Origin of the sequence: Methylobacterium sp. E-066, from assembly GCF_022829635.1 — a bacterium.
Lineage (GTDB): Bacteria > Pseudomonadota > Alphaproteobacteria > Rhizobiales > Beijerinckiaceae > Methylobacterium.
In genome coordinates, this window is the sequence record NZ_JAKSYO010000096.1 from 51,909 (window position 1) to 72,141 (window position 20,233).

18 protein-coding genes are annotated in these 20,233 nt (G+C 70.6%); 11 read left to right on the forward strand and 7 right to left on the reverse strand.

The window, feature by feature from the left end; genetic code table 11:
- Nucleotides 1-32: 32 nt before the first annotated feature.
- Nucleotides 33-368, reverse strand: coding sequence for a type II toxin-antitoxin system RelE/ParE family toxin (locus tag MKL20_RS13175; protein WP_244037039.1), 336 nt, complete (start codon nucleotides 366-368; stop codon nucleotides 33-35).
- Nucleotides 361-645: a type II toxin-antitoxin system ParD family antitoxin gene (locus tag MKL20_RS13180; protein ID WP_244037040.1), complete on the reverse strand. Its 285-nt coding sequence runs from the start codon at nucleotides 643-645 to the stop codon at nucleotides 361-363. Before MKL20_RS13180 ends, MKL20_RS13175 begins: the two co-directional genes overlap by 8 nt.
- Nucleotides 646-789: 144 nt before the next feature.
- Here MKL20_RS13180 and MKL20_RS13185 point away from each other — a divergent pair, with 144 nt between their 5' ends.
- Entirely contained in the window at nucleotides 790-1,992 is a 1,203-nt protein-coding gene (locus MKL20_RS13185) for a pyridoxal phosphate-dependent aminotransferase (RefSeq protein ID WP_244037041.1), read from the forward strand.
- An 18-nt stretch (nucleotides 1,993-2,010) separates the two neighbouring features.
- Here MKL20_RS13185 and MKL20_RS13190 read toward each other — a convergent pair whose 3' ends face one another.
- Nucleotides 2,011-2,445 carry a type II toxin-antitoxin system VapC family toxin gene (locus MKL20_RS13190; protein ID WP_243972017.1) on the reverse strand — a complete coding sequence of 145 codons (435 nt, stop codon included), beginning with the start codon at nucleotides 2,443-2,445 and terminating at the stop codon, nucleotides 2,011-2,013.
- Nucleotides 2,442-2,729, reverse strand: a complete 288-nt coding sequence (locus tag MKL20_RS13195; protein ID WP_244037042.1) for a type II toxin-antitoxin system Phd/YefM family antitoxin — start codon at nucleotides 2,727-2,729, stop codon at nucleotides 2,442-2,444. Before MKL20_RS13195 ends, MKL20_RS13190 begins: the two co-directional genes overlap by 4 nt.
- A 120-nt stretch (nucleotides 2,730-2,849) precedes the next feature.
- Here MKL20_RS13195 and MKL20_RS13200 point away from each other — a divergent pair, with 120 nt between their 5' ends.
- The 3 genes from MKL20_RS13200 (at nucleotide 2,850) to MKL20_RS13210 (ending at nucleotide 5,517) form a co-directional block, all read left to right on the forward strand.
- Nucleotides 2,850-3,692: an NAD(P)-dependent oxidoreductase gene (locus tag MKL20_RS13200; protein ID WP_244037043.1), complete on the forward strand. Its 843-nt coding sequence runs from the start codon at nucleotides 2,850-2,852 to the stop codon at nucleotides 3,690-3,692.
- Between the two features lie 417 nt (nucleotides 3,693-4,109).
- On the forward strand, nucleotides 4,110-4,451 hold the full coding sequence (locus MKL20_RS13205; RefSeq protein WP_244037044.1) for a hypothetical protein: 342 nt from the start codon (nucleotides 4,110-4,112) through the stop codon (nucleotides 4,449-4,451).
- 115 nt (nucleotides 4,452-4,566) lie between these two features.
- A complete protein-coding gene (locus tag MKL20_RS13210; protein ID WP_244037045.1) occupies nucleotides 4,567-5,517 on the forward strand; it encodes a DMT family transporter in 951 nt (316 codons plus the stop codon).
- Nucleotides 5,518-5,621: 104 nt separating this feature from the next.
- Here the strand turns inward: MKL20_RS13210 and MKL20_RS13215 are convergent, their stop codons facing one another.
- Nucleotides 5,622-5,903, reverse strand: coding sequence for a hypothetical protein (locus MKL20_RS13215; RefSeq protein ID WP_243972007.1), 282 nt, complete (start codon nucleotides 5,901-5,903; stop codon nucleotides 5,622-5,624).
- A 394-nt stretch (nucleotides 5,904-6,297) separates the two neighbouring features.
- On the opposite strand from MKL20_RS13215, the gene ileS reads away from it, so the two are divergent.
- The 5 genes from ileS (at nucleotide 6,298) to MKL20_RS13240 (ending at nucleotide 14,065) form a co-directional block, all read left to right on the forward strand.
- Entirely contained in the window at nucleotides 6,298-9,276 is a 2,979-nt protein-coding gene (gene ileS, locus MKL20_RS13220; protein ID WP_244037046.1) for an isoleucine--tRNA ligase, read from the forward strand.
- A 478-nt stretch (nucleotides 9,277-9,754) separates the two neighbouring features.
- Complete coding sequence (gene lspA, locus MKL20_RS13225; RefSeq protein ID WP_244037047.1) at nucleotides 9,755-10,270, forward strand: signal peptidase II; 516 nt, start codon at nucleotides 9,755-9,757, stop codon at nucleotides 10,268-10,270.
- A gap of 160 nt (nucleotides 10,271-10,430) precedes the next feature.
- On the forward strand, nucleotides 10,431-11,093 hold the full coding sequence (locus MKL20_RS13230; protein ID WP_243972000.1) for a hypothetical protein: 663 nt from the start codon (nucleotides 10,431-10,433) through the stop codon (nucleotides 11,091-11,093).
- A 160-nt stretch (nucleotides 11,094-11,253) separates the two neighbouring features.
- Complete coding sequence (locus MKL20_RS13235) at nucleotides 11,254-12,663, forward strand: M16 family metallopeptidase (protein WP_244037048.1); 1,410 nt, start codon at nucleotides 11,254-11,256, stop codon at nucleotides 12,661-12,663.
- A gap of 109 nt (nucleotides 12,664-12,772) precedes the next feature.
- Entirely contained in the window at nucleotides 12,773-14,065 is a 1,293-nt protein-coding gene (locus tag MKL20_RS13240; protein WP_244037049.1) for a M16 family metallopeptidase, read from the forward strand.
- Nucleotides 14,066-14,068: 3 nt separating this feature from the next.
- Here the strand turns inward: MKL20_RS13240 and MKL20_RS13245 are convergent, their stop codons facing one another.
- Nucleotides 14,069-14,389, reverse strand: coding sequence for a HigA family addiction module antitoxin (locus MKL20_RS13245; protein WP_244037050.1), 321 nt, complete (start codon nucleotides 14,387-14,389; stop codon nucleotides 14,069-14,071).
- 131 nt (nucleotides 14,390-14,520) lie between these two features.
- Between MKL20_RS13245 and MKL20_RS13250 the strand changes: the two genes are divergently transcribed.
- Nucleotides 14,521-15,471: a ring-cleaving dioxygenase gene (locus MKL20_RS13250; protein ID WP_244037051.1), complete on the forward strand. Its 951-nt coding sequence runs from the start codon at nucleotides 14,521-14,523 to the stop codon at nucleotides 15,469-15,471.
- Nucleotides 15,472-15,712: 241 nt separating this feature from the next.
- Entirely contained in the window at nucleotides 15,713-16,486 is a 774-nt protein-coding gene (locus MKL20_RS13255) for a ferredoxin--NADP reductase (RefSeq protein ID WP_244037052.1), read from the forward strand.
- Between the two features lie 214 nt (nucleotides 16,487-16,700).
- On the opposite strand, the gene MKL20_RS13260 is transcribed toward MKL20_RS13255, so the two are convergent.
- Nucleotides 16,701-20,186, reverse strand: coding sequence for a DUF3971 domain-containing protein (locus tag MKL20_RS13260; RefSeq protein WP_244037053.1), 3,486 nt, complete (start codon nucleotides 20,184-20,186; stop codon nucleotides 16,701-16,703).
- Nucleotides 20,187-20,233 lie beyond the last annotated feature (47 nt).

Here is a 20,233-nt window from a genome sequence, read left to right on the forward strand (position 1 = left end):
GTGCGAGGGCCAGACGATCCGCGTCGGCCCGGTCATGGCACCGGCTCGTCGTCCGGCCGGTCGCTCCGGTACAGCGCCTCGAAATCCCGGCCGCCGTAGAACACGTTGGTGATCATCACCCAATTGGCCTCGACCCGATAGGCGATGATGGCGGATCGCTCGAACGGCACGGGCCGCAGGCCCGGTTCCAGGTCGTCGCGGCGACGACCGCCATTGGGAGCATCGCCGATGCGCCGGCAGCGTGCGATGATCCGCCGGATGAACCCTTCGGCCATGTCGTTGTCGCGGCTGGCCTGGAGCACGACGCGGAAGATGTCCGCGAGGTCGATCCGGGCCTCGCGCCGGAGCGAGACCGGCATCCTACGCACGACGGCGATCGTCCCGGGCCTGGGCGAACAGGACTTCCATCTGAGCCTCGACTTCCTCGAGGCTCAGATCAGGGCTGGGATCGTCCAGAGACCGGCGGATGCGGGCGCGGATCGCGTCGAGACGCTCGGCATCTTCCCGGCGCCGGCTCTGCCAAGCCTGCACCGCGTCCTCCAAAACCTCGCCGAGCGAGGCGTATTCGCCGGCCTCCACGCGCTCGCGCAGGGTGCGGACCGTCTCGGGAGGCAGCGTGACGCTGATCGTCTCGGCGGGTGGCATGACTGAGCCTCTTCGGATCGGCACGAGACTAGCATGAAATCCGGCTGACCGCGCAGCCTTGTCCGCACCGCACCGTCGGCCTAGGGTCCCGGCCGCATCGCGGGCGCCCGAGACCGCCGCGCCCCTCACGGAGATCGAAACGCCATGGCTCTCCTCGCCGACGTCCTCTCGCGGGTGAAGCCGTCCGCGACCATCGTGATGACCCAGAAGGCCCGGGACCTGAAGGCCTCCGGCGTCGACGTCATCAGCCTGTCGGTGGGCGAGCCGGATTTCGATACGCCGGACCACATCAAGCAGGCGGCGATCGAGGCGATCCACCGCAACGAGACGCGCTACCCGCCGGTCTCGGGCATCGCGCCCCTGCGCGAGGCGATCGTGCGCAAGTTCAAGCGCGAGAACGGGCTCGACTACAAGGTTTCGCAGACCATCGTCGGCACCGGCGGCAAGCAGGTGCTCTACAACGCGTTCCTCGCCACCCTGAACCCCGGCGACGAGGTGGTGATTCCCCGCCCCTACTGGGTGTCCTACCCCGAGATGGTCGGGCTGTGCGGCGGCACGCCGGTCTTCGCCGATACCGACATGGCGCACGGCTTCAAGCTCCAGCCCGAAGAGCTCGACCGGGTACTGACGCCCAAGACCAAGTGGATCGTGCTCAACTCGCCCTCGAACCCGTCTGGGGCCGCCTACACGCGCGACGAGATGAAGGCGCTCACCGACGTGCTGCTGCGCTATCCCGACGTGCACATCCTCACCGACGACATCTACGAGCACCTGACCTACGGCGACTTCGCCTTCGTCACCCCGGCCCAGGTCGAGCCGCAGCTGATCGAGCGGACGCTGACCATGAACGGCGTCTCCAAGGGCTACGCCATGACCGGCTGGCGGATCGGCTACGCGGCCGGGCCGGAAAAGCTGATCAAGGCGATGGACTTCGTCCAGGGCCAGCAGACCTCCGGGGCGAGCACGATCGCGCAATGGGCCGCGGTGGCCGCCCTCGACGGCCCGCAGGACCACCTCGCCACGTTCCGGGCGGCGTTCCAGGGCCGGCGCGACCTCGTCGTGTCGATGCTCAACCAGACCAACGGCTTGACCTGCCCGACGCCCGAGGGCGCCTTCTACGTCTACCCGTCCTGCGCAGCGCTGATCGGCAAGACAACCGAGGCCGGTAAGACCATCGAGACCGACGAAGATTTCGTCACCGAACTGCTCCAGGCCGAGGGCGTGGCGGCCGTTCACGGCTCGGCCTTCGGGCTCGGCCCGAACCTGCGCATCTCCTACGCCACCTCGAACGCCGTGCTGGAGGAAGCCTGCCGGCGCATCCAGCGGTTCTGCGGCTCGCTGCGGTAGGTCCCGCGCCTACGGGGCTCATGGGAGCGGGTCGGTCCATGGGTTGAAGATTGGGACGCGGGTCTGCACGAAGTCCGAGGTGTTCCTCGTGGCCAGCGTCAGTCCCGCTTCCAGGGCCGTCGCGGCGATCAGCAGATCCGGCTGCGAGAACGTGTGTCCGCGTTGCCGGCCCTCTTCGACCAGAAACCGCCAGCGCACGATCACGTCCTCGTCGAGGGGCAGGATACGTCGCTCGAACATCGGCCTCAGCTGGTTCGAGAGCCAATCGGCCAGTTCCATCCGCCGGGCTCCGTCGGGGAGCCGCTCGATCCCGAAGCGGAGTTCTGCGAGCGTTACGCAGCTCACGAAGAGGGCGTTCAGTGGTTGAGCGGCGACGAAGGCCAAGACCCCTTGCTCGGGGCGCGGACGTCGTAGCTCAGACAGGACATTGGTATCGAGCAGCCAGCGGGTCACAAGCCGACGTCGCGGACCGGCATCACCACGGATTCGGATTCGAGATCGATATCCCGATGCGGTGAGGCCTGCAGCACATCGATCAGCGACTGGCCCGTCGCCGTCCCGGTAAGCCGGCGGAACTCCTCGGCGGAGATCACGACGACGGCTTCCTGCCCATGGACCGTGACATGCTGCGGGCCATCGCTCCGGACCCGACGAACCAACTCGCCGAACCGGCTTCTGGCGTCCTGAAGGCGCCAATGCCCGGACTGCTCGGGTGGACTCACTGCGCGTTGGGCCATGCCCAGGAGATTATCGGCGCGCCGTTGGATCGTAAAGGCGATCTCCGATCGCGTAGCACGCTATGACTGCGTGAGCGCGCTGGCTACCATGGTCCCAGCAGCCCATTCTCGGAGCCTCCCATGCCCACCATCGCGGTGATCGCCCCCGGCGCCATGGGCAGTGCCATCGGAGCGCGGCTGGTCGAGCACGGCGCCCGGGTGCTGACTTCGCTCGAAGGGCGCGGAGCGGCGAGCCGGGCGCGTGCCGCGGCGGCCGGCCTGGTCGATGCCGGCCTGGCCGACCTCGTGGCCGCCGACATCCTGCTGTCGATCGTGCCGCCCGCCGATGCGGAGGCTCTGGCTCGCCGCCTCGCCCCCGCTCTTGCGGCGGCGCCGCGCAAGCCGGTCTATGTGGACGCCAACGCCGTCAGCCCGGACACCCTCGCGCGGATCGCCGCGATCGTCGCTGAAACTGCGACGCTGTTCCTCGACGGCGCGATCCTGGGCCTGCCGCCGAAGCCCGGCACCAAGGGGCCCCGTGTCTACGTCTCGGGGGCCGACACCGCCCCGGCCCTGATCTTGCGCGAACTGGGCCTCGATTTGAGGGTCTGTCCTGGCGCCGTTGGCGCGGCCTCCAGCCTCAAGATGAGCTATGCCGGCCTCAACAAGGGGCTGACCGCGCTCGCCGCGATCATGATCCTGGCCGCCGAGCGCGCCGGGGCCGGTACGGCGCTGCTCGACGAACTCGCCGAGAACGAGCCGGCGCTGCTCGCCCGGTTCGCCAAGGCCCTGCCCGACATGGCGCCGAAGGCCTATCGCTGGGCGCCCGAGATGGGCGAGATCGCCGATTTCCTCGGGCCGGACGCGGCCGGGCGGCAGGTTTTTTCCGGTTACGCCGATCTCTACGAGCGCCTCGCCGCCGAGGCGGGAAAGCCCGAGATCGCCGCGCTGATACGCTTCGCCGCGGCTGCCGCGGAGCGCTGATCGCCGCGGGGGCGCCGATTCGGCCGCCGCTCTGTTGCCGGCTCGGCTGCCACCCTCTACACGGACGGTCCCCGCGGCTGATGCGCCTGAAGGTTTCGCGAGCCCGCTCGGGCCTGCATGGTAGCGGGGCCGGCAGTGACGGGGTGGTCCGGACCAGTTCTCTGGGCCAATCCTGTGAGGCTCAGTGGGCCGAGTCGCTGCAGGCGTGTCGGGAGCGCGGGGAACAGGAACCGCGGGCTCGGCGCAAGGCCCACATAGAATTCCTCATCCGAGAGCCGAGGCCGGTTCGGCGCTTTTGCCCCGATCCGGGACAGCCCGATGCGGTCGGCTTGGAGCTTCGTTCACGCTCCGGCGCGATGATACGACGAGGCCGGGGATCCGGTCCGGCGTAACCGCGTTCTCTCGGGCCTGACGACCATGCGAGCCCTGCTCACCGGCGGCATCAAGGCGATCCTCGGGATTGCCGCCCTCTCCACCGCCGCCCATTGGACCTTGCGCGTGCAGCGCGAATCCACTCCCGCCAGTCCGATCGCGGCCTTCGCCAGCCTTCCCGATCCGGCCGCGACCGGCTCCATCGAGCCGCGCCGGCCTGTGAGTGCGGCTGCCATCGCGCCGGCCCCTGTTATGCCGGCCCCGACCGCGGGCCTCGACCAGGGCCACCTCGCCGCCCTGATCGCGGGCGCGACCCCGGCCAAGGCGAAGGTCGCCAAGGCGGCGACCAAGACCGCTTCCGCCGAGAAGGTCGCGGCCAAGCGCTGAGCCGGATGCTGCGCCGGCGAACCGTGCCGGCTGCATACTTCCCCTGCGCAGCGGCGGGTGCCGCCGCGGGCGCGAGCGTGGCAGAAATCCAGGCCTCCACCGAGATTTGGCAGGCATGAGCACGCAGGTCGCGACATCCGTCGCCAACGACAGGGTCCCCGTCCACGCGGCCCCGTCACCCGACCTCGCGCGCCGCCGGCGGATCGTCGGCATCGCCCTGATGTGCGGCGCCGTCGCGTTCTTCGCGAGCCTCGACGCCAGCGCCAAGACGCTGGCCCGGGCCGGGGTCGACCCGCTGGTCACCACCTTCATGCGCTACGCTGCCAGCGTCGCGATGATCTCGCTGTTCATCAACCCGGTGCGCACGCCCGGCGTCGTGAAGAGCCGGCGGCTCACCCTGCAGATCGTGCGCTCGCTGCTGCTGTTCGCCTCCACGGCCCTGAATTTCTTGGCGTTGCGCTATCTGCAACTCGCCGAGACGATCTCGATCCAGTTCGCCGCACCGCTCACCGTCGCGCTGCTGGCCGGGCCGCTGCTCGGCGAATGGTCGTCCCGGGGCCGGATGGTGGCGATCGGCGTCGGCTTCATCGGCGTGCTGGTGATCGTGCGCCCCGGGTTCGGCGGGATGCACCCGGCCGCCCTGCTCTGCGTGGCCAACGTCGTGGTCTACGCCTTCTACGCGATCATCACGCGCAAGCTCGCGGCCTACGATTCCACCGCCACGACCATGTTCTATACCGGGCTCGCGGGCCTCGCGCTGATGGCCCCGCTCCTGCCCTGGATCTGGACCAGCCCGGCCAACCTCACCCATTGGGCCCTGCTGATCGGGGTCGCCTTGTTCGGGACGATCGGGCACTGGCTGCTGGTGCTGGCCCATGCCCGGGCGCCGGCCAACATCCTGGCGCCGTTCATCTATACCCAGCTGCTGTGGTCGGTGACCCTGGGCTTCCTGCTGTTCGGCGACGTGCCGAGCCGCTGGACGGTCGCCGGCGCCATGATTGTGGTCGGCTCCGGCCTCTATCTCCTGGCGCAGGAGACGATCCGCCGGGACAGGCCGGCCGCCTGAGGCGACCGGCCGGGTTCAGTGCGTGGCCGTGGGAATGATCCCGCACTGATCGTCAGCGGGAGCGCGCGGGTTCGGTTCGGAACGCCGCACGCGTCTGGTCCGGCTCAGCGGCCCATGCGCTCCTGCCGGTCCAGACGCTCCTCGCGCCGCTCTTCGCGCCGGTCCTCACGGGCGCGGCGGGCCGGATCGGTATCGGTGCCGAGGACGCCGCCCACCGTGCCGGTGGCCGCACCCACGGCGCCGCCGACGACACCGCCGATCGGGCCGCCGGCGGCCGAACCATCCTCGACGCCGCGCTGGGCGCCCCGGGCCGTGCCCTGGGCCTGGGCGGCGCTCGCGAAGGCGAGGGGTGCGAGGGCGAGGGTCGCGATCATCAGCTTCTTCATGGTCTGCTCCTGATGGGTGATTCGATGTGTTCCGCACCGCTTCGGGTTGCGGGGGTCGTACCCACCAACGGTTCAGGTGCCGAAAGGTCTCATACGAACGCCGGTCGATCCCGTTGGCAGGGGGTCGTTCCGCCTTGCCGGCCGTCTCGGCGCAGCGCCCGATCGCGGGATCGCTGCAGCCGCTGGCATCGGGCCGAGGCCGCTGATACAGAACGGGCGATGCACGCTTCGCGTATCCTTTGCGGCCCGGGCCGCAGCGTTCGAATTACCGGCCCGGCCTCCGCTTGAGGGCCCGCTTCGGCGTGGCCGCGCGGAGGTCCGGGATCGTCTGCCGCCCGATTAGCCCGCCCATGCCGGCCCGACGCCGCCGGCCCGACCGCCGATGCGAGATCCGATGACCACCCCCGAGACCGCGGCTGCCCGCGACTATTCCAAGACCCTGTTCCTGCCGCGCACCGAGTTCCCGATGCGCGCCGGCCTGCCGACCCGGGAGCCGCTGCTGCTCGAGCGCTGGGCCGCGATCGACCTCTACGGGAAGATCCGCGCCGCCGCTTCGGGCCGGCCCCGCTTCGTGCTGCACGACGGCCCCCCCTACGCCAACGGCAACATCCATATCGGCACGGCGCTCAACAAGATCCTGAAGGACGTGGTGGTGCGCTCGCAGGGCGCCCTCGGCCTCGACGCCAACTACGTGCCCGGCTGGGACTGCCACGGCCTGCCGATCGAGTGGAAGATCGAGGAGCAGTACCGCGCCAAGGGCCGCAACAAGGACGACGTGCCGGTGATCGAGTTCCGGCAGGAATGCCGGACGTTTGCGGCCCACTGGCTCGACGTGCAGCGGGAGGAGTTCAAGCGCCTCGGCGTCACCGGCGACTGGGACCACCCCTACGCGACCATGGCCTACCCGGCCGAGGCGGTGATCGCCGACGAGTTGATGAAGTTCTCGATGAGCGGCCAGCTCTATCGCGGCTCCAAGCCGGTGATGTGGTCGGTGGTCGAGAAGACCGCGCTCGCCGAGGCCGAGGTCGAGTACGAGGAGCACGTCAGCGATACCGTGTTCGTCGCGTTCCCGATCCGGCAAGGAGCCGATGACGGCGCCGACGCGGCGCTGGCGGACGCTCGGGTGGTGATCTGGACCACCACCCCCTGGACCATGCCGGGCAACCGCGCCGTCGCGTATTCCAAAAAGATCGCCTACGGGCTCTACCGGGTGACGCAGGCTCCGGCCGAGAACTGGGCGACCCCCGGGCAGACCTACCTGCTGGCCGACAGCCTGGCCGCCACCGTGTTCAAGGCCGCCCGGGTCGAGGCGTTCGAGCGCATCGGCGACGTGCGCCCCGAGACCCTGGCCGGCCTCACCCTGGCGCATCCGCTCAACGGCCGCGGCTACGACTTCGCCGTGCCGATGCTCGACGGCGACCATGTCACCGACGAATCCGGCACTGGCTTCGTCCACACGGCGCCCGGCCACGGCCGCGAGGACTTTGAGCTCTGGATGTCCAGCGGCCGGCTGCTCCAGGAGCGCGGCATCGACCCCGCGATCCCCTACACGGTGGATGCGGACGGCGCCCTGACCAAGGCCGCGCCGGGCTTCGAGGGCACCCGGGTGCTCACCGACAAGGGCGAGAAGGGCGACGCCAACAAGGCGGTCATCGCTGCGCTCACCGAGGCCGGGGCGCTGGTCGCCCGCGGCGTGCTGCGCCACCAGTACCCGCATTCCTGGCGCTCCAAGAAGCCGGTGATCTTTCGCAACACCCCGCAATGGTTCATCGCCATGGACCGGCCGGTGGACAGCCTGGGCAACCGGTCCCTGCGGGAGGTCGCGCTCCAGAGCATCGACGAGACCCAGTGGGTGCCGCCCCAGGGCAAGAACCGCATCACCGGCATGGTCGGCAACCGCCCGGATTGGGTGGTCTCGCGCCAGCGCGCCTGGGGCGTGCCGATCACCGTGTTCGTCCACCGGGAAAGCGGCGAGATCCTCAAGGACGCTTCCGTCAACGCCCGGATCCGCGACGCCTTCAAGGAAGAGGGCGCCGATGCCTGGTTCCGGGACGATGCCGCCCAGCGCTTCCTGGCCCCGGACCACGACCCCGCCGCCTACGAGAAAGTCACGGACGTCCTCGACGTCTGGTTCGATTCCGGTTCAACCCACGCCTTCGTGCTGGACGATCCGGAGGCGTTCCCGGCGCTCGCCGGCGCGCGGCGCGTCCGCGACGGCGGCCAGGACCGGGTGATGTACCTGGAGGGCTCCGACCAGCACCGGGGCTGGTTCCAGTCCTCGCTGCTCGAATCCTCCGGCACCCGCGGCCGGGCGCCCTACGACATCGTCCTGACCCACGGCTTCGTGCTCGACGGCAAGGGCCTTAAGATGTCGAAGTCGAAGGGCAACGTCGTCGCGCCGCAGAGCATCATCAAGGATTCGGGCGCCGACATCCTGCGCCTCTGGGTCGCCGCCTCGGACTATACCGACGACCTGCGGATCGGCCCGGAGATCATCAAGACCTTTGCCGAGACCTACCGGAAGCTCAGGAACTCCCTGCGCTGGATGCTGGGATCCCTGGCGCATCGCGTTCCCGGCGACGACGTCGCGTTCCAAAAAATGCCGGAGCTGGAGCGGCTGATCCTGCACCGGCTGGCCGAGCTCGACGGCGAGATCCGCGAGGCCTACGCGACCTACGACACCAAGCGGGTCGTGGCCCTGCTCAACGGCTTCATGACGGGCGACCTGTCGTCGTTCTACTTCGACGTGCGCAAGGACGCGCTCTACTGCGATCCGATCTCGTCGGTGACCCGCCGGGCGGCCCTGCAGGTGATCGACGAGACCTTCCGCCGGGTGGTGGTCTGGTTGGCGCCGGTGCTCGCCTTCACGGCGGAGGAATCCTGGCTCGACCGCTACCCGTCCGCCGACGGCTCGGTGCATCTCCAGACCCTGCCGGAAACGCCGGCGGCGTGGCTCGACCCCACCCTCGCGGAGCGCTGGCAAAAAATCCGGAAGGTGCGCCGGGCCGTGACCGGCGCGCTGGAGATCGAGCGCGCGGCCAAGCGGATCGGCGCGAGCCTGGAGGCGGCCCCGACCGTCTACGTCTCGGATCCGGAGCTGCTCGCCGCCCTGGAGGGCTGCGACTTCGCCGATACCTGCATCACCTCCGCGATCACGGTGGTGGCGGGCGAGGGCCCTGCGGACGCGTTCCGGATCGACGAGGTACGCGGCGTCGCCGTGGTGCCGAATCCGGCCGAGGGCCGCAAATGCGCCCGCTCCTGGCGGGTCACCCCGGCGGTCGGCAGCGACCCGGAGTTTCCGGACGTCACCCCCCGCGACGCCCAGGCCCTGCGCGAGTGGGACACGGCCCACCCGGAGGCCAGCGCCGCGTGAGTCTTGTCGGGGATTTCTCTCCCTCTCGCCGTTCGCGGACCTGTCAGACCCGCTCATCCCAGGATGGGGCGCGGGCCCCCTCTCCCGTGCGGGAGAGGGACAGGGTGAGGGGTGCGACCTCTCCGGAGAAATCAGATCCCTCACCCCAACCCTCTCCCGCACGGGAGAGGGGGTACGTCGCCGCCTGCGGGAATCGACGTGTGAACATCGTCGACCGGTGGGGGGCGAGTCCGAGAACTCGGTTCGGCGGCAAGCACCTGAGACACCGCGCGCTTTCCCCTCCCCCTTGCGGGGAGGGGTCAGGGGTGGGGGTGGTGCCGCATGAGACTCGGCGGTGCCTTCTGGGCGACCCCCACCTCCAACTCCTCCCCGCAAGGGGGAGGAGCGTGCGTCGCGGCCTGCCCAGGGTGATGTGGGACCTTGGTTGCCCACAAAGCTGGGAAGGAGCGGCACGTTCATCCGCCCCCCTGCTCCGCCCATGACCCCCACCCGCGCCGGCCTGCTGGCCTTGCTCGTCACCCTGGTCCTCGACCAGGCCTCCAAGCTCGGGCTCTATTTCGGCACCGACCTCGTGCTGACCCAGCCGTGGCGGCTGGCGCCGTTCGCCGACTTCGTGGTGGTCTGGAATCGCGGCGTCTCCTACGGGCTGTTCCAGCAGGAAAGCGGCGCCGGGCGCTGGTTCCTGGTGATACTGTCGCTGGCCGCTGCCCTCGGCCTCGGCATCTGGATGACCCGGGCCGGCTCGCGGCTGCTGGCGGTCGCCCTCGGGCTGATCGTCGGCGGCGCGCTCGGCAACGCCATCGACCGGGCCGCCTACGGGGCGGTGTTCGACTTCGTCCACCTCCATGCCGGCGGCTGGTCCTGGTACGTGTTCAACGTCGCCGATGCGGCCATCGTCGCCGGGGTGATCGGCCTGATTCTCGACAGCCTGAGTCCAGCCGGACGCAGTACGCCGAACGACGCCGCCCGGAACGGATCGGCGCCGCGCCCGTGATTCCTGCAACACATAGGCCCTGCCCGCTCCAAGCCTCTGGTGCGATGCGGTCAAGGCGCCATACGATCGCCGGAAACCGGTCTCAGGCCGGGACCCGTCGGATCAGGCCGCGTCGCGGCCGTCCCCGCGCCGGATTCCCGGCCGGAACCCGTGAGGCAGCATGACCGGGCACCGCAGGCTTCGTCTCATCCTCCCCGCCGCGGTCGCGCTGGCGCCGCTGCTGACCTGCGGCGCGCAGGCGCAGGAGCGCGGCGAGTTCATGCGCGACGCGCTCTCCGGCATCGGCCTCCTGGAGAAGCGCCAGGACCCGATCGACTATCACGAGCGCCCGCCGCTGGTGATGCCGCCCAAGCTCGACGGCAAGGCCCTGCCCCAGCCCCGGGCCCGCTCCACCGGCACCGCCTGGCCGAAGGATCCCGAGATCGCCGAGCGCGAGCGCGCCGCCACCGAGCGGCGCCTGCCCAAGGGCAGCCAGGCTCAGGGGCGCTACGACGACAACAACGCCACCCTGTCGGTGGACGAGATCCGCAACGGCCGGCGCGCCGGCGCGAGTGTCACCACCGAGGCCGAGCGCAAGCCGGGCGATACCAACCGCGACGACAGCCTGCTCAGCCCGTTCGACCTGCTGAAGGGCAAGAGCGCCAATGCCGAGCCCTCGGATGTCGAGCCGGCCCGGGACATCCTGACCGACCCGCCCACCGGCTACCGCCAATCCCCGAAGAAGCTGGCCCAGCCGCCGTCGCGGGACCCGATCAACAACGCCAGCCGCGAGCGCGACGAGGCCGACCCCCGGGCCTATCAGCGTCAGCGCGCCCAGCAGTAACCATCAAGCTGTGGCGCTGTTGCAACGGCGTCCCGGCATGGCAACATGACAACTCTGTCCCGGTACGGCTCTTGCCGGCCGGAGACGCGGACGGCCCCGATCCATCCTGGCGTCCCGCCAAGGGGGGCGTCGGGAACGGGGCCGGCAAAAGGAAAGCGGAATGCACCTGTTCAGGAAGGCGACGCCCACCCTCTTCCCGCTGCGTCCGGGCTCGCCGTACGGCGGCAGCGCCGGCCGGGGCGAGGCCGCGCCGTTCGGGCGCTCCGAGGCGGGCGGACCGGAGGTCACGGCCTTCACCCTCGACAACGGCCTCGACGTGGTGGTGGTGCCCGATCACCGGGCGCCGGTCGCGACCCACATGATCTGGTATCGCAACGGCTCGGCCGATGATCCGTTGGGCCAGTCGGGCATCGCCCACTTCCTCGAGCACCTGATGTTCAAGGGCACCGAGACGCACCCGGTGGGCGCCTTCTCCAAGGCCGTCTCGGGCCTCGGCGGCCAGGAGAACGCCTTCACCAGCTACGACTACACCGCCTATTTCCAGCGGGTCGCCCGCGACCATCTCGGCACCATGATGGCGTTCGAGGCCGACCGCATGAGCGGCCTCGTCCTCGACGACGCCGTGGTCGCGCCCGAGCGCGACGTGGTGCTGGAGGAGCGGCGCATGCGGGTCGAGACCGACCCCTCCGCCCAGCTCTCCGAGGCGATGGCCGCCTCGCTGTTCGTGCATCACCCCTACGGCATCCCGATAATCGGCTGGATGCACGAGATCGAGGGCCTGAACCGCGAGCACGCGCTGGCCTATTACAAGCGCTTCTACACCCCCGAGAACGCGATCCTGGTGGTGGCCGGCGACGTGACCCCGGACGAGGTCCGCCGTCTCGCCGACGAGACCTACGGCCGCGTCGCCCCCCAGGGCGCCCGGCCCGAGCGTCTGCGGGCGCGCGAGCCCGAGCCCAAGGCCCTGCGCCGGGTCGCGGTCGCCGACCCGAAGGTCGAGCAGCCGACCCTGCAGCGGCTCTACCTGACCCCCTCCTGCATCACCGCCCGCGACGGCGGCTGCCACGACCTCGAGCTGCTGGCCGAGGTGCTGGGCGGCGGCTCGACCTCCTACCTCTACCGCAAGCTGGTCATGGAGACCGGCCTCGCGGTGAATGCCGGCGCCTGGTACATGGGCTCGGCGATCGACGAGACCCGGTTCTCGGTCTACGCGGTGCCGGCCGAGGGCGTCTCCCTGGAGGCGCTGGAGGAGGCCGTGGACAAGATCCTGCGCCGCGCCCCCGCGGAGGCCTTGGGCACCGAGGCGATCGAGCGCGCCAAGACCCGGCTCGTGGCCGAGACTGTCTACTCCTCCGACAGCCAGTCCTCGCTCGCCCGGATCTACGGCTCGGCGCTGGCGATCGGCGAGACCATCGAGGAGGTCCGCCGCTGGCCGACCGATATCGAGGCGGTCTCGCAGGAGCGCCTCAAGGCCGCCGCCGAGCGCTGGCTGACGCCGTCCCGCTCGGTCACCGGCTACCTGACCAAGGCTCAGGACCCCGACGCCCCGGTGGCGATGGCCGCGGAGTAGTTCTTCGGGCGCGTCCCGGCGGGCGGTTTTTTAGCCCCGCCGGGACCTGCATCAGGCCGTGAGCGTCGACCGGCTCCGCCGCCCGTGACACGATAAAAAAGAGGTTCCCATGAGCGTCGCCGAGACCTTTGTCGACACCGCCGCCCCCGCCAATTCCCCCACCACGGCGCTGCCGGTGACCACCGCCGCCGGCGTCGAGGCGTGGCACGTCGAATCCCCCGTGGTGCCGATGATCGCCCTGGCCTTCACCTTCGAGGGCGGTGCCGCGCAGGACCCGGCCGGCAAGGCCGGCTGCGCGCAGATGCTGGCCCGGCTCCTCGACGAGGGCGCCGGCGACCTCACCTCCGACGCGTTCCAGGAGCGGCTCGCCGCCCGGGCGATCGAGCTGTCCTTCCATGCCGGCCCCGACGCGATCGGCGGCTCGCTCAAGATGCTGGTCAAGCACGCCGACGAGGGCATCGCGCTCCTCGCCCTGGCGCTCGCCAAGCCCCGCCTCGACCCGGACGCGATCGAGCGCGTCCGCGGCCAAGTGATCGCCGGCCTGCGCTACCAGCAGAACGATCCGGGCGTGCTGGCCTCGCGCCGGTTCTTCAAGGAGGCGTTCGCCGGCCACCCCTATGCCCGGCCCTCCTCGGGCACGGTCGAGAGCGTCGCCACGATCACCCGGGACGACCTGCTGGCGATGCATGCCCGCATCATCGGCCGCGGCCGGGTGAAGGTCGCGGCGGTGGGCGCCATCGGGGCCGAGCAGCTGGCCGAAGGTCTCAACCGCGCCTTCGGGGCCCTGCCCGAGGCCGGGGCGCTGGAGGCGGTGCCGCGCACGGAGGTGCAGGAACTCGGCCGGCGCATCGTGGTCGATCTCGACGTGCCGCAATCCGTGATCCGCTTCGGCATGGCCGGCGTGGCCTGGCGCGACCCGGACTTCATCCCGGCCTACGTGCTCAACCACATCCTGGGCGGGGGCGCGTTCACCTCGCGCCTGTTCCAGGAGGTGCGCGAGAAGCGCGGGCTGGCCTACTCGGTCGGGACCTCGCTGGTCAGCCACCGCTCCGCCGCGATGACCTGGGGCTACACCGCCACCAAGAACGAGCGCGTCGGCGAGGCCCTGTCGGTGATCGGCGACGAGATCGGCCGGCTGATCACGGACGGGCCCGACGACGACGAGCTGCAGAAGGCCAAGGACTACCTCACCGGCTCCTACGCGCTCGGCTTCGACACCTCGACCAAGATCGCGCACCAGCTGGTGCAGATCGCCTTCGAGGAGCTGGGCATGGATTACATCGCCCGCCGCAACGCCCTGGTCTCGGCCGTGACCCAGGCCGACATCCGCCGCGCTGCCGCCCGGACTTTTGCGGATGGCCGGATGCTGGTGGTCGCCGCCGGCCGCCCGGTCGGGCTCTGAGGCTCAGGCCGCCGCGCGAGCGAGCGGGGCGATTCGCTCGATCTCCGGACCGAGAGCAAGGCTCAACGTCTCCACCTCGTACTGGCGCTGGAGATTGAGCCAGAACTCCGCGCTCGTGCCGAAATAGCGGCCGAGGCGCAGAGCCGTGTCCGTCGAGACCCCGATCTGCTCGGCGGCGATCCGCTCGATCCGGGTCCGCGGGACGCGGCAGGCCCGCGCCACCGTGCCGGCCGACAGGCCGAGGGGGATCAGAAAATCCTCGCGCAGCACCTCGCCGGGATGCAGCGGCGGCAGGACGGTGTCGGTCTCGTACGCGACGGCCATCGGGTGTCTCCCAGGGGCGTGGGGCTTGGCAGTCTGCCCCCTTACACCCACTGCATTCCAGCCGTGTGCTCGCAACGCCGACGACCGATCCCTACCTGAGGCGCATCGGAGCGGGACCCCCACGAAAAACCATGCAGCTGACCGGCATCCATCACCTCACCGCGGTGACCGCCCGCGCCGCGGAGAACGTGGCCTTCTACACCGGCACGCTGGGCCTGCGGCTCGTGAAGAAGACCGTGAACCAGGACGACGTCTCGGCCTATCACCTGTTCTACGCCGACGGGCTGGCGAGCCCCGGCAGCGACATCACCTTCTTCGACTGGCCGGCGCCCCGGGAGCGGCGCGGGTCGAACAGCATCACCCGCACCCACCTGCGCGTGCCCGGCGAGGGCGCGGTGGCGTGGTGGCACGTGCGCCTGCGCGAGGCCGGATCCGTGGTGGCCGAACCCGCCCTGCGCGATGGCCGCCTCACCGTCGATTTCGAGGATCCCGAGGGCCAGCGCCTCGCCCTGGTCGATGACGGCGGCACCGGCCCGGAGCATCCCTGGGACGCCTCGCCGGTGCCCGCGGCCTACCAGATCCGCGGGCTGGGCCCGATCCGCCTGTCCGTGCCGGACCCGTCCCGGACGGCCGCCGTGCTGACCGATCTGCTCGGCATGCGCCTGGCGCGCAGCTTCGAGACCGGCGACGGCCCGGTCGAGGTCTACGCCATGGGCCCCGGCGGCCCGGCCGCCGAGATCCAGCTCCTGGCCGATGCGTCGGCGCCGGCGCAGCAGGGTGCGGGTGCGGTCCACCACGTCGCCTTCCGCATCCCCGATGCGGATTACGAGGCCTGGGCCGACCGGCTGAAGGCCGCCCGGGTGCCGAGCAGCGGGCCGGTGGACCGCTACTACTTCCGCAGCCTGTATTTTCGCGAGCCCAACGGCATCCTGTTCGAGATCGCGACCGACGGTCCGGGCTTCACCGCCGACGAGCCCCTGGAGAGCCTGGGCGCGCGCCTCGCCCTGCCGCCGTTCCTGGAGCCGCGCCGGGCCGCGATCGAGGCGGGGCTGAAGCCGATCCGGCCGGTCACCGCCGGTTAAAATATTCGAACGATTCCAGGCGATTCACTTCTTCCGCAGGTGTGATCCTGACGCGCCTTGACGGGCGTGCTGCAACTGCGAAAGAAGCACCCGACATGTGTTTGACATCCGGATCCCGGCGCGCCGACGCGTAGGGTCCGACCCCGCGCCCGCGGGGCGGCGACGATCCGCCGAACCTCATGCACCCCGAATCGCCGGGGGCATGGGCCGAGCATCAGAGGATTCGAGGACTGATCCGTCGATGAGCAAGTTCTACGAGGAGCGCGTTCTGTCGGTGCATCACTGGACCGAGAACCTGTTCTCGTTCCGCACCACCCGGGACCCGGCGTTCCGGTTCCGCAACGGCGAGTTCACCATGATCGGCCTCGAGGTCGAGGGGCGGCCGCTGCTGCGCGCCTATTCGGTGGTCTCGGCCAATTACGAGGAGGAGCTCGAGTTCTTCTCGATCAAGGTCCAGGACGGACCGCTGACCTCGAAGCTCCAGCACCTCAAGGTCGGCGACCCGATCATCGTCGGCAAGAAGCCCACCGGCACCCTCGTGCTCGACAACCTGCTGCCCGGCCGGAACCTCTACCTGCTCGGCACCGGCACGGGGCTGGCCCCGTTCCTGTCGATCATCAAGGACCCGGAGACCTACGACCGGTTCGAGAAGGTCGTGCTGGTCCATGGCTGCCGCCAGGTCCAGGAGCTGGCCTATGGCGAGACCATCACCGAGTCCCTGCCCCGCCACGAGTTCCTGGGCGAGATGATCTCGAACCAGCTGATCTACTACCCGACCGTGACCCGCGAGCCGTTCCGCAACCGCGGCCGGATCACCGACCTGATGGTCTCGGGCAAGCTGTTTGCCGATATCGGCCTGCCGGCGATGTCGGTCGAGGCCGATCGCTTCATGCTGTGCGGCAGCCCCGACATGATCCGCGACACCCGCGAGCTGCTCAGCACCGGCGGCTACGAGGAAGGCAACCACGGCGAAGGCGGCCACTACGTGATCGAGAAAGCCTTCGTCGAGAAGTAGTTTTTTGCGACTTTTGGGTCGAGCCCGGTGCGGTCCGCTGCGCCGGGTTTTTTCGCGCCTTTGCGGCAGCGTTCATCTTCCCCCTTCGTCATTGCGAGCGCAGCGAAGCAACCCAGAACAGCGCGCGATCTCAGAAGATGGCGTTTCCCTGGGTTGCTTCGCTGCGCTCGCAATGACGGTGCAGGTCGAAAACGTGCCGCCGGACGGGATGCCGCTACCGCTCGCCCTGCGGCACCGCCGGTACGCCGTCCGCGAAGGGGCCGCCGCCGGCGCTGAACAGCTTGCGCAGGAAGCCCGGGGCGATGGCCGAGAGCGGGTTCACGCTCACATCCGGGGAGGCGAGCTTGCCGGAGACGCGGAAATTGACCGCGAACAGGCCCTCGTTGTGCCCGCCGCCCAGCAGCGGCCCGAGCAGCGGCAGCTGCGAGGCGACGTTGTTGAGCCCGTAGAGCGGCACGAAGGTCCCGGTCATGTCGGTGCGCTCCCGGCCGGTATCGAGCCAGCCCGACAGGGTGAAGCCCATCGCGGCGTTGGAGATCGCCGCGTCGCTGAAATCGACCCGGCTGCCGCTGCGCACGAAATTCGCCCGCATCCGGTCGAAGGTGACGTCCCCGGCCGCTCGGCCCGGGGCGATCCGACGGCCGCGGGCCGTGTCCGCCTCGGCCGGCTCCGGTCCCTGCGCCATGATGCTGGACAGCGCCGGCTCGTTGCGGAGCGAGAAGTCGCGGATCTGCACGACGCCGGATTGCGGGCCGTCGTTGAGGCCGATCCCGGCGGTGAGCCGCCCGCCATACATCCGCCGGTAGATGTCGACGAAGCGCAACGTCGCGCCGGCATCGGCCGAGTCCACGGCCAGCGTCGGCACGCCGCGCTCGCCGCGGGTGACGGTGGCGGCGAACGGGGCCGCGCGGAAGCGCCCGGTGATGGTGGCGGCTTTCAGGGTCCGGCCGTGCAGCGACAGCCGCAGGTTGGCGTTGGTCAGCGCCTCGTCGTTGAAGCCCGCCACGATCGGCACCTGGATGTCGGCATCGATATCCTTCGGGTTCGCGTCCTTCGCCTCCTTGCCGCCTTTGGCGTCCGGGCCGCCCAGGGACTTGAGGAACGGCCGCGCATCGACCACCGCGCCGCGGACCAGGACCTTGTAGCCGGTGCCGGTGCGGTCGAGGCTCACCCGCAGGTCGTCCCCCGGGGACAGCTTGACGCTCGTCAGGTCGGCGCGCTCCAGGCCGCCTTCCGGGCTGATCGTCAGGCTGCCGCGCGCGGAGGCCGGGGCGGCGTCGAGGGCGAAATCGCGCAGCTCGTAGGTCTGGCCGCTATCGACCAGCGTGAAGCTGACGCGGCCCGGCTTGCCCGCCAGCTTGGTCAGGCCGGGCACCAGCCCGTCGATGCCGGCCTTGGCGAGGTCCGCCTCGACCCGGATCGGCGGCTTGGCCGTTCCGGGCCGGCCGATCGGCACCACGGCCCGGACCGGGATCGTGCCCGAGAGCTGCGGCGCGGTCGGCAGGCCCTTCTTGCCGCGTAAGGCATCGTCGAGGGCGAGGTTGACCACCGCCTCGCCGGGCTGGCCGACCTTGGGCTGGCGCAGGTCCACCGAGATGGGGGCGCCCGCGACCCGGCCGTCGCCCTTCAGCGTGAAGGCGCCGCGGTCGTACAGCAGGGAGAACTTGCCCGAATCCAGCCGGTCCTTGCCCATCACCTTGTCGACCGAGAGGTCGGAGAGCGTCCCCGACAGGGTCACGGGCAGGTTCGGCAGGTCGGGCACGTGTTTCAGGTCGAGGGGGAAGTCGACCCGCAGGTCGGCGTTGCCCTTGATCGTGGCCGGGTCGAGATCGACGCTCATCAGGCTTTTGAACAGCTTCGCCTGGAGCACGGAGGCCATGCCGTCCGCGCCCCCGGAGAGCCGCATGCCGATCTGCGCCACCACCCGGTCCGGGGTGATCTGCGGGATCACGAAGCTGCCGTCCGAGATCGCCAGCCCGCGGCCGTCCGGTCCGCGCACCTCGGCGGTCACGTTGCGCACGGTGGTCGAGCGCCCGGTGATCGTCCCGGAGACGTTGCCCTTCACCACGGGCGGCGCGTCGGGAGTGACGTCCAGCGCCGCGTCGGAGACCCGGAAATCGATATGCACCGCGTCGTCGGGGGCCGGCTCGCCCTTGGTCGCGGCGGCCAGCACCGTGCCGGACATCTTCACGCGGATGTCGACGGACTCGATCCGGCCGCGGCGCAACTGGTCCACCAGGTAGGTGCGGGCCGGCGGCGCGATATGCTCCGGCCACAGGCGCAGGCCGGTCCGGACCTCGCCGTCATGGCCGAGGATGCGCAGGGTCAGGCCGCCCTCGTCGGCCGTGGTGCCGATCGTGCCGGTGATCACCCCCTGCACGCCCGGGGCGGCAACGTTGAGGGCGTCGATGGCGATGCCGCCGTCCCGGCCGGTGAGCTGCGCGTCGAGCGCGTCGATCTTCACCGGCGCGTCCTTCGCGGTCGCCCCGCGCAAGGTCGCGTCGCGACCCGACAGCGTCGCGGTCCAGGCCGTGGCGGCGTCCGGCGCGCTCTCGGTCCAGGTGCCGGTCAGATGGACGGCGTTGCCGGCCCCCCGGTAGTCCAGCCCGGTCAGCGACATGACCCGGCCGGCCTCGTCCCAGTTCAGGGTCGCGTCCAGGCTCTCGACCGTGACCGGGTTGAAGTCCTTCTCCTCGATCAGGAAGGTGCCGTCGCCGGTATGGACCTTGGCGTTCATGGTCGTGATCCGCCCGGCCACCAGGCTCACGTCGGCGCGGGCCGAGAGCTTGAGATCGGTGGTCAGCGGCAGGCTCGATTGGCCGGAGAGCAGCAGCAGGTCGGGGACCGGCAGGTCGTCCAGGGTGATGACCCCGGAGCGCGCCAGCGGCTTGCCGTCTTGCCCCTTGCCCTCTTGCCCCTCGCCGGCCTCGCGTAGCGCGCCGCCGAACCGCCACTCGCCATGGGGGCCATCGAGTCGCAACTCGAAGTTGCGGGTGCCGTTCACCGGATCGCGCCCGAACAGCCCGTTGACCCGGGCGAACACCGCGCGCTCGCGGCCGTCGTCGTCGATCAGCCGCAGGCGCGCGTCGGTGATGCGGGCGCGGTCGAGGGCGCCGACGACGCCGCTGGAATCCAGCACCACGCCGAAGATCGAGGCCAGGGTCGCCGAGAGCGGCGAGACCTTGCCGCGGGCCTCGTCCACGCTCGGCGGCGTGTGCGGCTCGATATCCACCGGGTGGTTGGCCTCGGAGGCCGCGAACGCGATCGACCCGTCCCGGTGGACGAGGGCGGTGGTCTGGGTCTCGCGGAATTCGATCGAGCGGGGCTGCAGGTTGAGATGCAGGAGGCTCCAGGGGTCGAGGCTGACCAGGGCCAGCGGCGCCCGCACCACCAGGTCGCCCTGCGGATTGCGGATGTCGAGCCCGGAGAAGCGCAGGCTCAGGGCGTTCTCGCGGTCGAGTTCGAGGCTGCTGCCGCGGATCCCGATGCTCCAGCCCGGCCCGATCCGCTCGGCCACCGCGGCGGCGACCCGGCGCGACAGGGCGTCGATCTGCAGCGGGCCGTTGGACAGGCGCAGGACTGCCAGCCCGATCCCGCCGCCGACGAGCAGCACCAGGACGAGCGCGCCGACGAGGCAGAACCCGCCCCAACGTCGCGCCCTCCCCCGAGGCTTGCCTGCCAAGGTCGTCTCGTCCGCCATCGGGACCCTTGTTCCGGGGGCTTCGCACGCGGAACTCCGCGGCCGGT

Excerpts from the sequence above, each read along its gene's own strand:
- MKL20_RS13250 (WP_244037051.1), top strand. The coding sequence starts at position 14,521 with ATGCAGCTGACCGGCATCCATCACCTCACCGCGGTGACCGCCCGCGCC.
- MKL20_RS13230 (WP_243972000.1), top strand. The coding sequence starts at position 10,431 with ATGACCGGGCACCGCAGGCTTCGTCTCATCCTCCCCGCCGCGGTCGCG.
- MKL20_RS13215 (WP_243972007.1), bottom strand. The coding sequence starts at position 5,903 with ATGAAGAAGCTGATGATCGCGACCCTCGCCCTCGCACCCCTCGCCTTC.
- MKL20_RS13245 (WP_244037050.1), bottom strand. The coding sequence starts at position 14,389 with ATGGCCGTCGCGTACGAGACCGACACCGTCCTGCCGCCGCTGCATCCC.
- MKL20_RS13205 (WP_244037044.1), top strand. The coding sequence starts at position 4,110 with ATGCGAGCCCTGCTCACCGGCGGCATCAAGGCGATCCTCGGGATTGCC.
- lspA (WP_244037047.1), top strand. The coding sequence starts at position 9,755 with ATGACCCCCACCCGCGCCGGCCTGCTGGCCTTGCTCGTCACCCTGGTC.
- MKL20_RS13210 (WP_244037045.1), top strand. The coding sequence starts at position 4,567 with ATGAGCACGCAGGTCGCGACATCCGTCGCCAACGACAGGGTCCCCGTC.
- MKL20_RS13240 (WP_244037049.1), top strand. The coding sequence starts at position 12,773 with ATGAGCGTCGCCGAGACCTTTGTCGACACCGCCGCCCCCGCCAATTCC.
- MKL20_RS13235 (WP_244037048.1), top strand. The coding sequence starts at position 11,254 with ATGCACCTGTTCAGGAAGGCGACGCCCACCCTCTTCCCGCTGCGTCCG.
- MKL20_RS13200 (WP_244037043.1), top strand. The coding sequence starts at position 2,850 with ATGCCCACCATCGCGGTGATCGCCCCCGGCGCCATGGGCAGTGCCATC.
- MKL20_RS13180 (WP_244037040.1), bottom strand. The coding sequence starts at position 645 with ATGCCACCCGCCGAGACGATCAGCGTCACGCTGCCTCCCGAGACGGTC.
- MKL20_RS13255 (WP_244037052.1), top strand. The coding sequence starts at position 15,713 with ATGAGCAAGTTCTACGAGGAGCGCGTTCTGTCGGTGCATCACTGGACC.
- MKL20_RS13195 (WP_244037042.1), bottom strand. The coding sequence starts at position 2,729 with ATGGCCCAACGCGCAGTGAGTCCACCCGAGCAGTCCGGGCATTGGCGC.
- MKL20_RS13260 (WP_244037053.1), bottom strand. The coding sequence starts at position 20,186 with ATGGCGGACGAGACGACCTTGGCAGGCAAGCCTCGGGGGAGGGCGCGA.
- MKL20_RS13185 (WP_244037041.1), top strand. The coding sequence starts at position 790 with ATGGCTCTCCTCGCCGACGTCCTCTCGCGGGTGAAGCCGTCCGCGACC.
- ileS (WP_244037046.1), top strand. The coding sequence starts at position 6,298 with ATGACCACCCCCGAGACCGCGGCTGCCCGCGACTATTCCAAGACCCTG.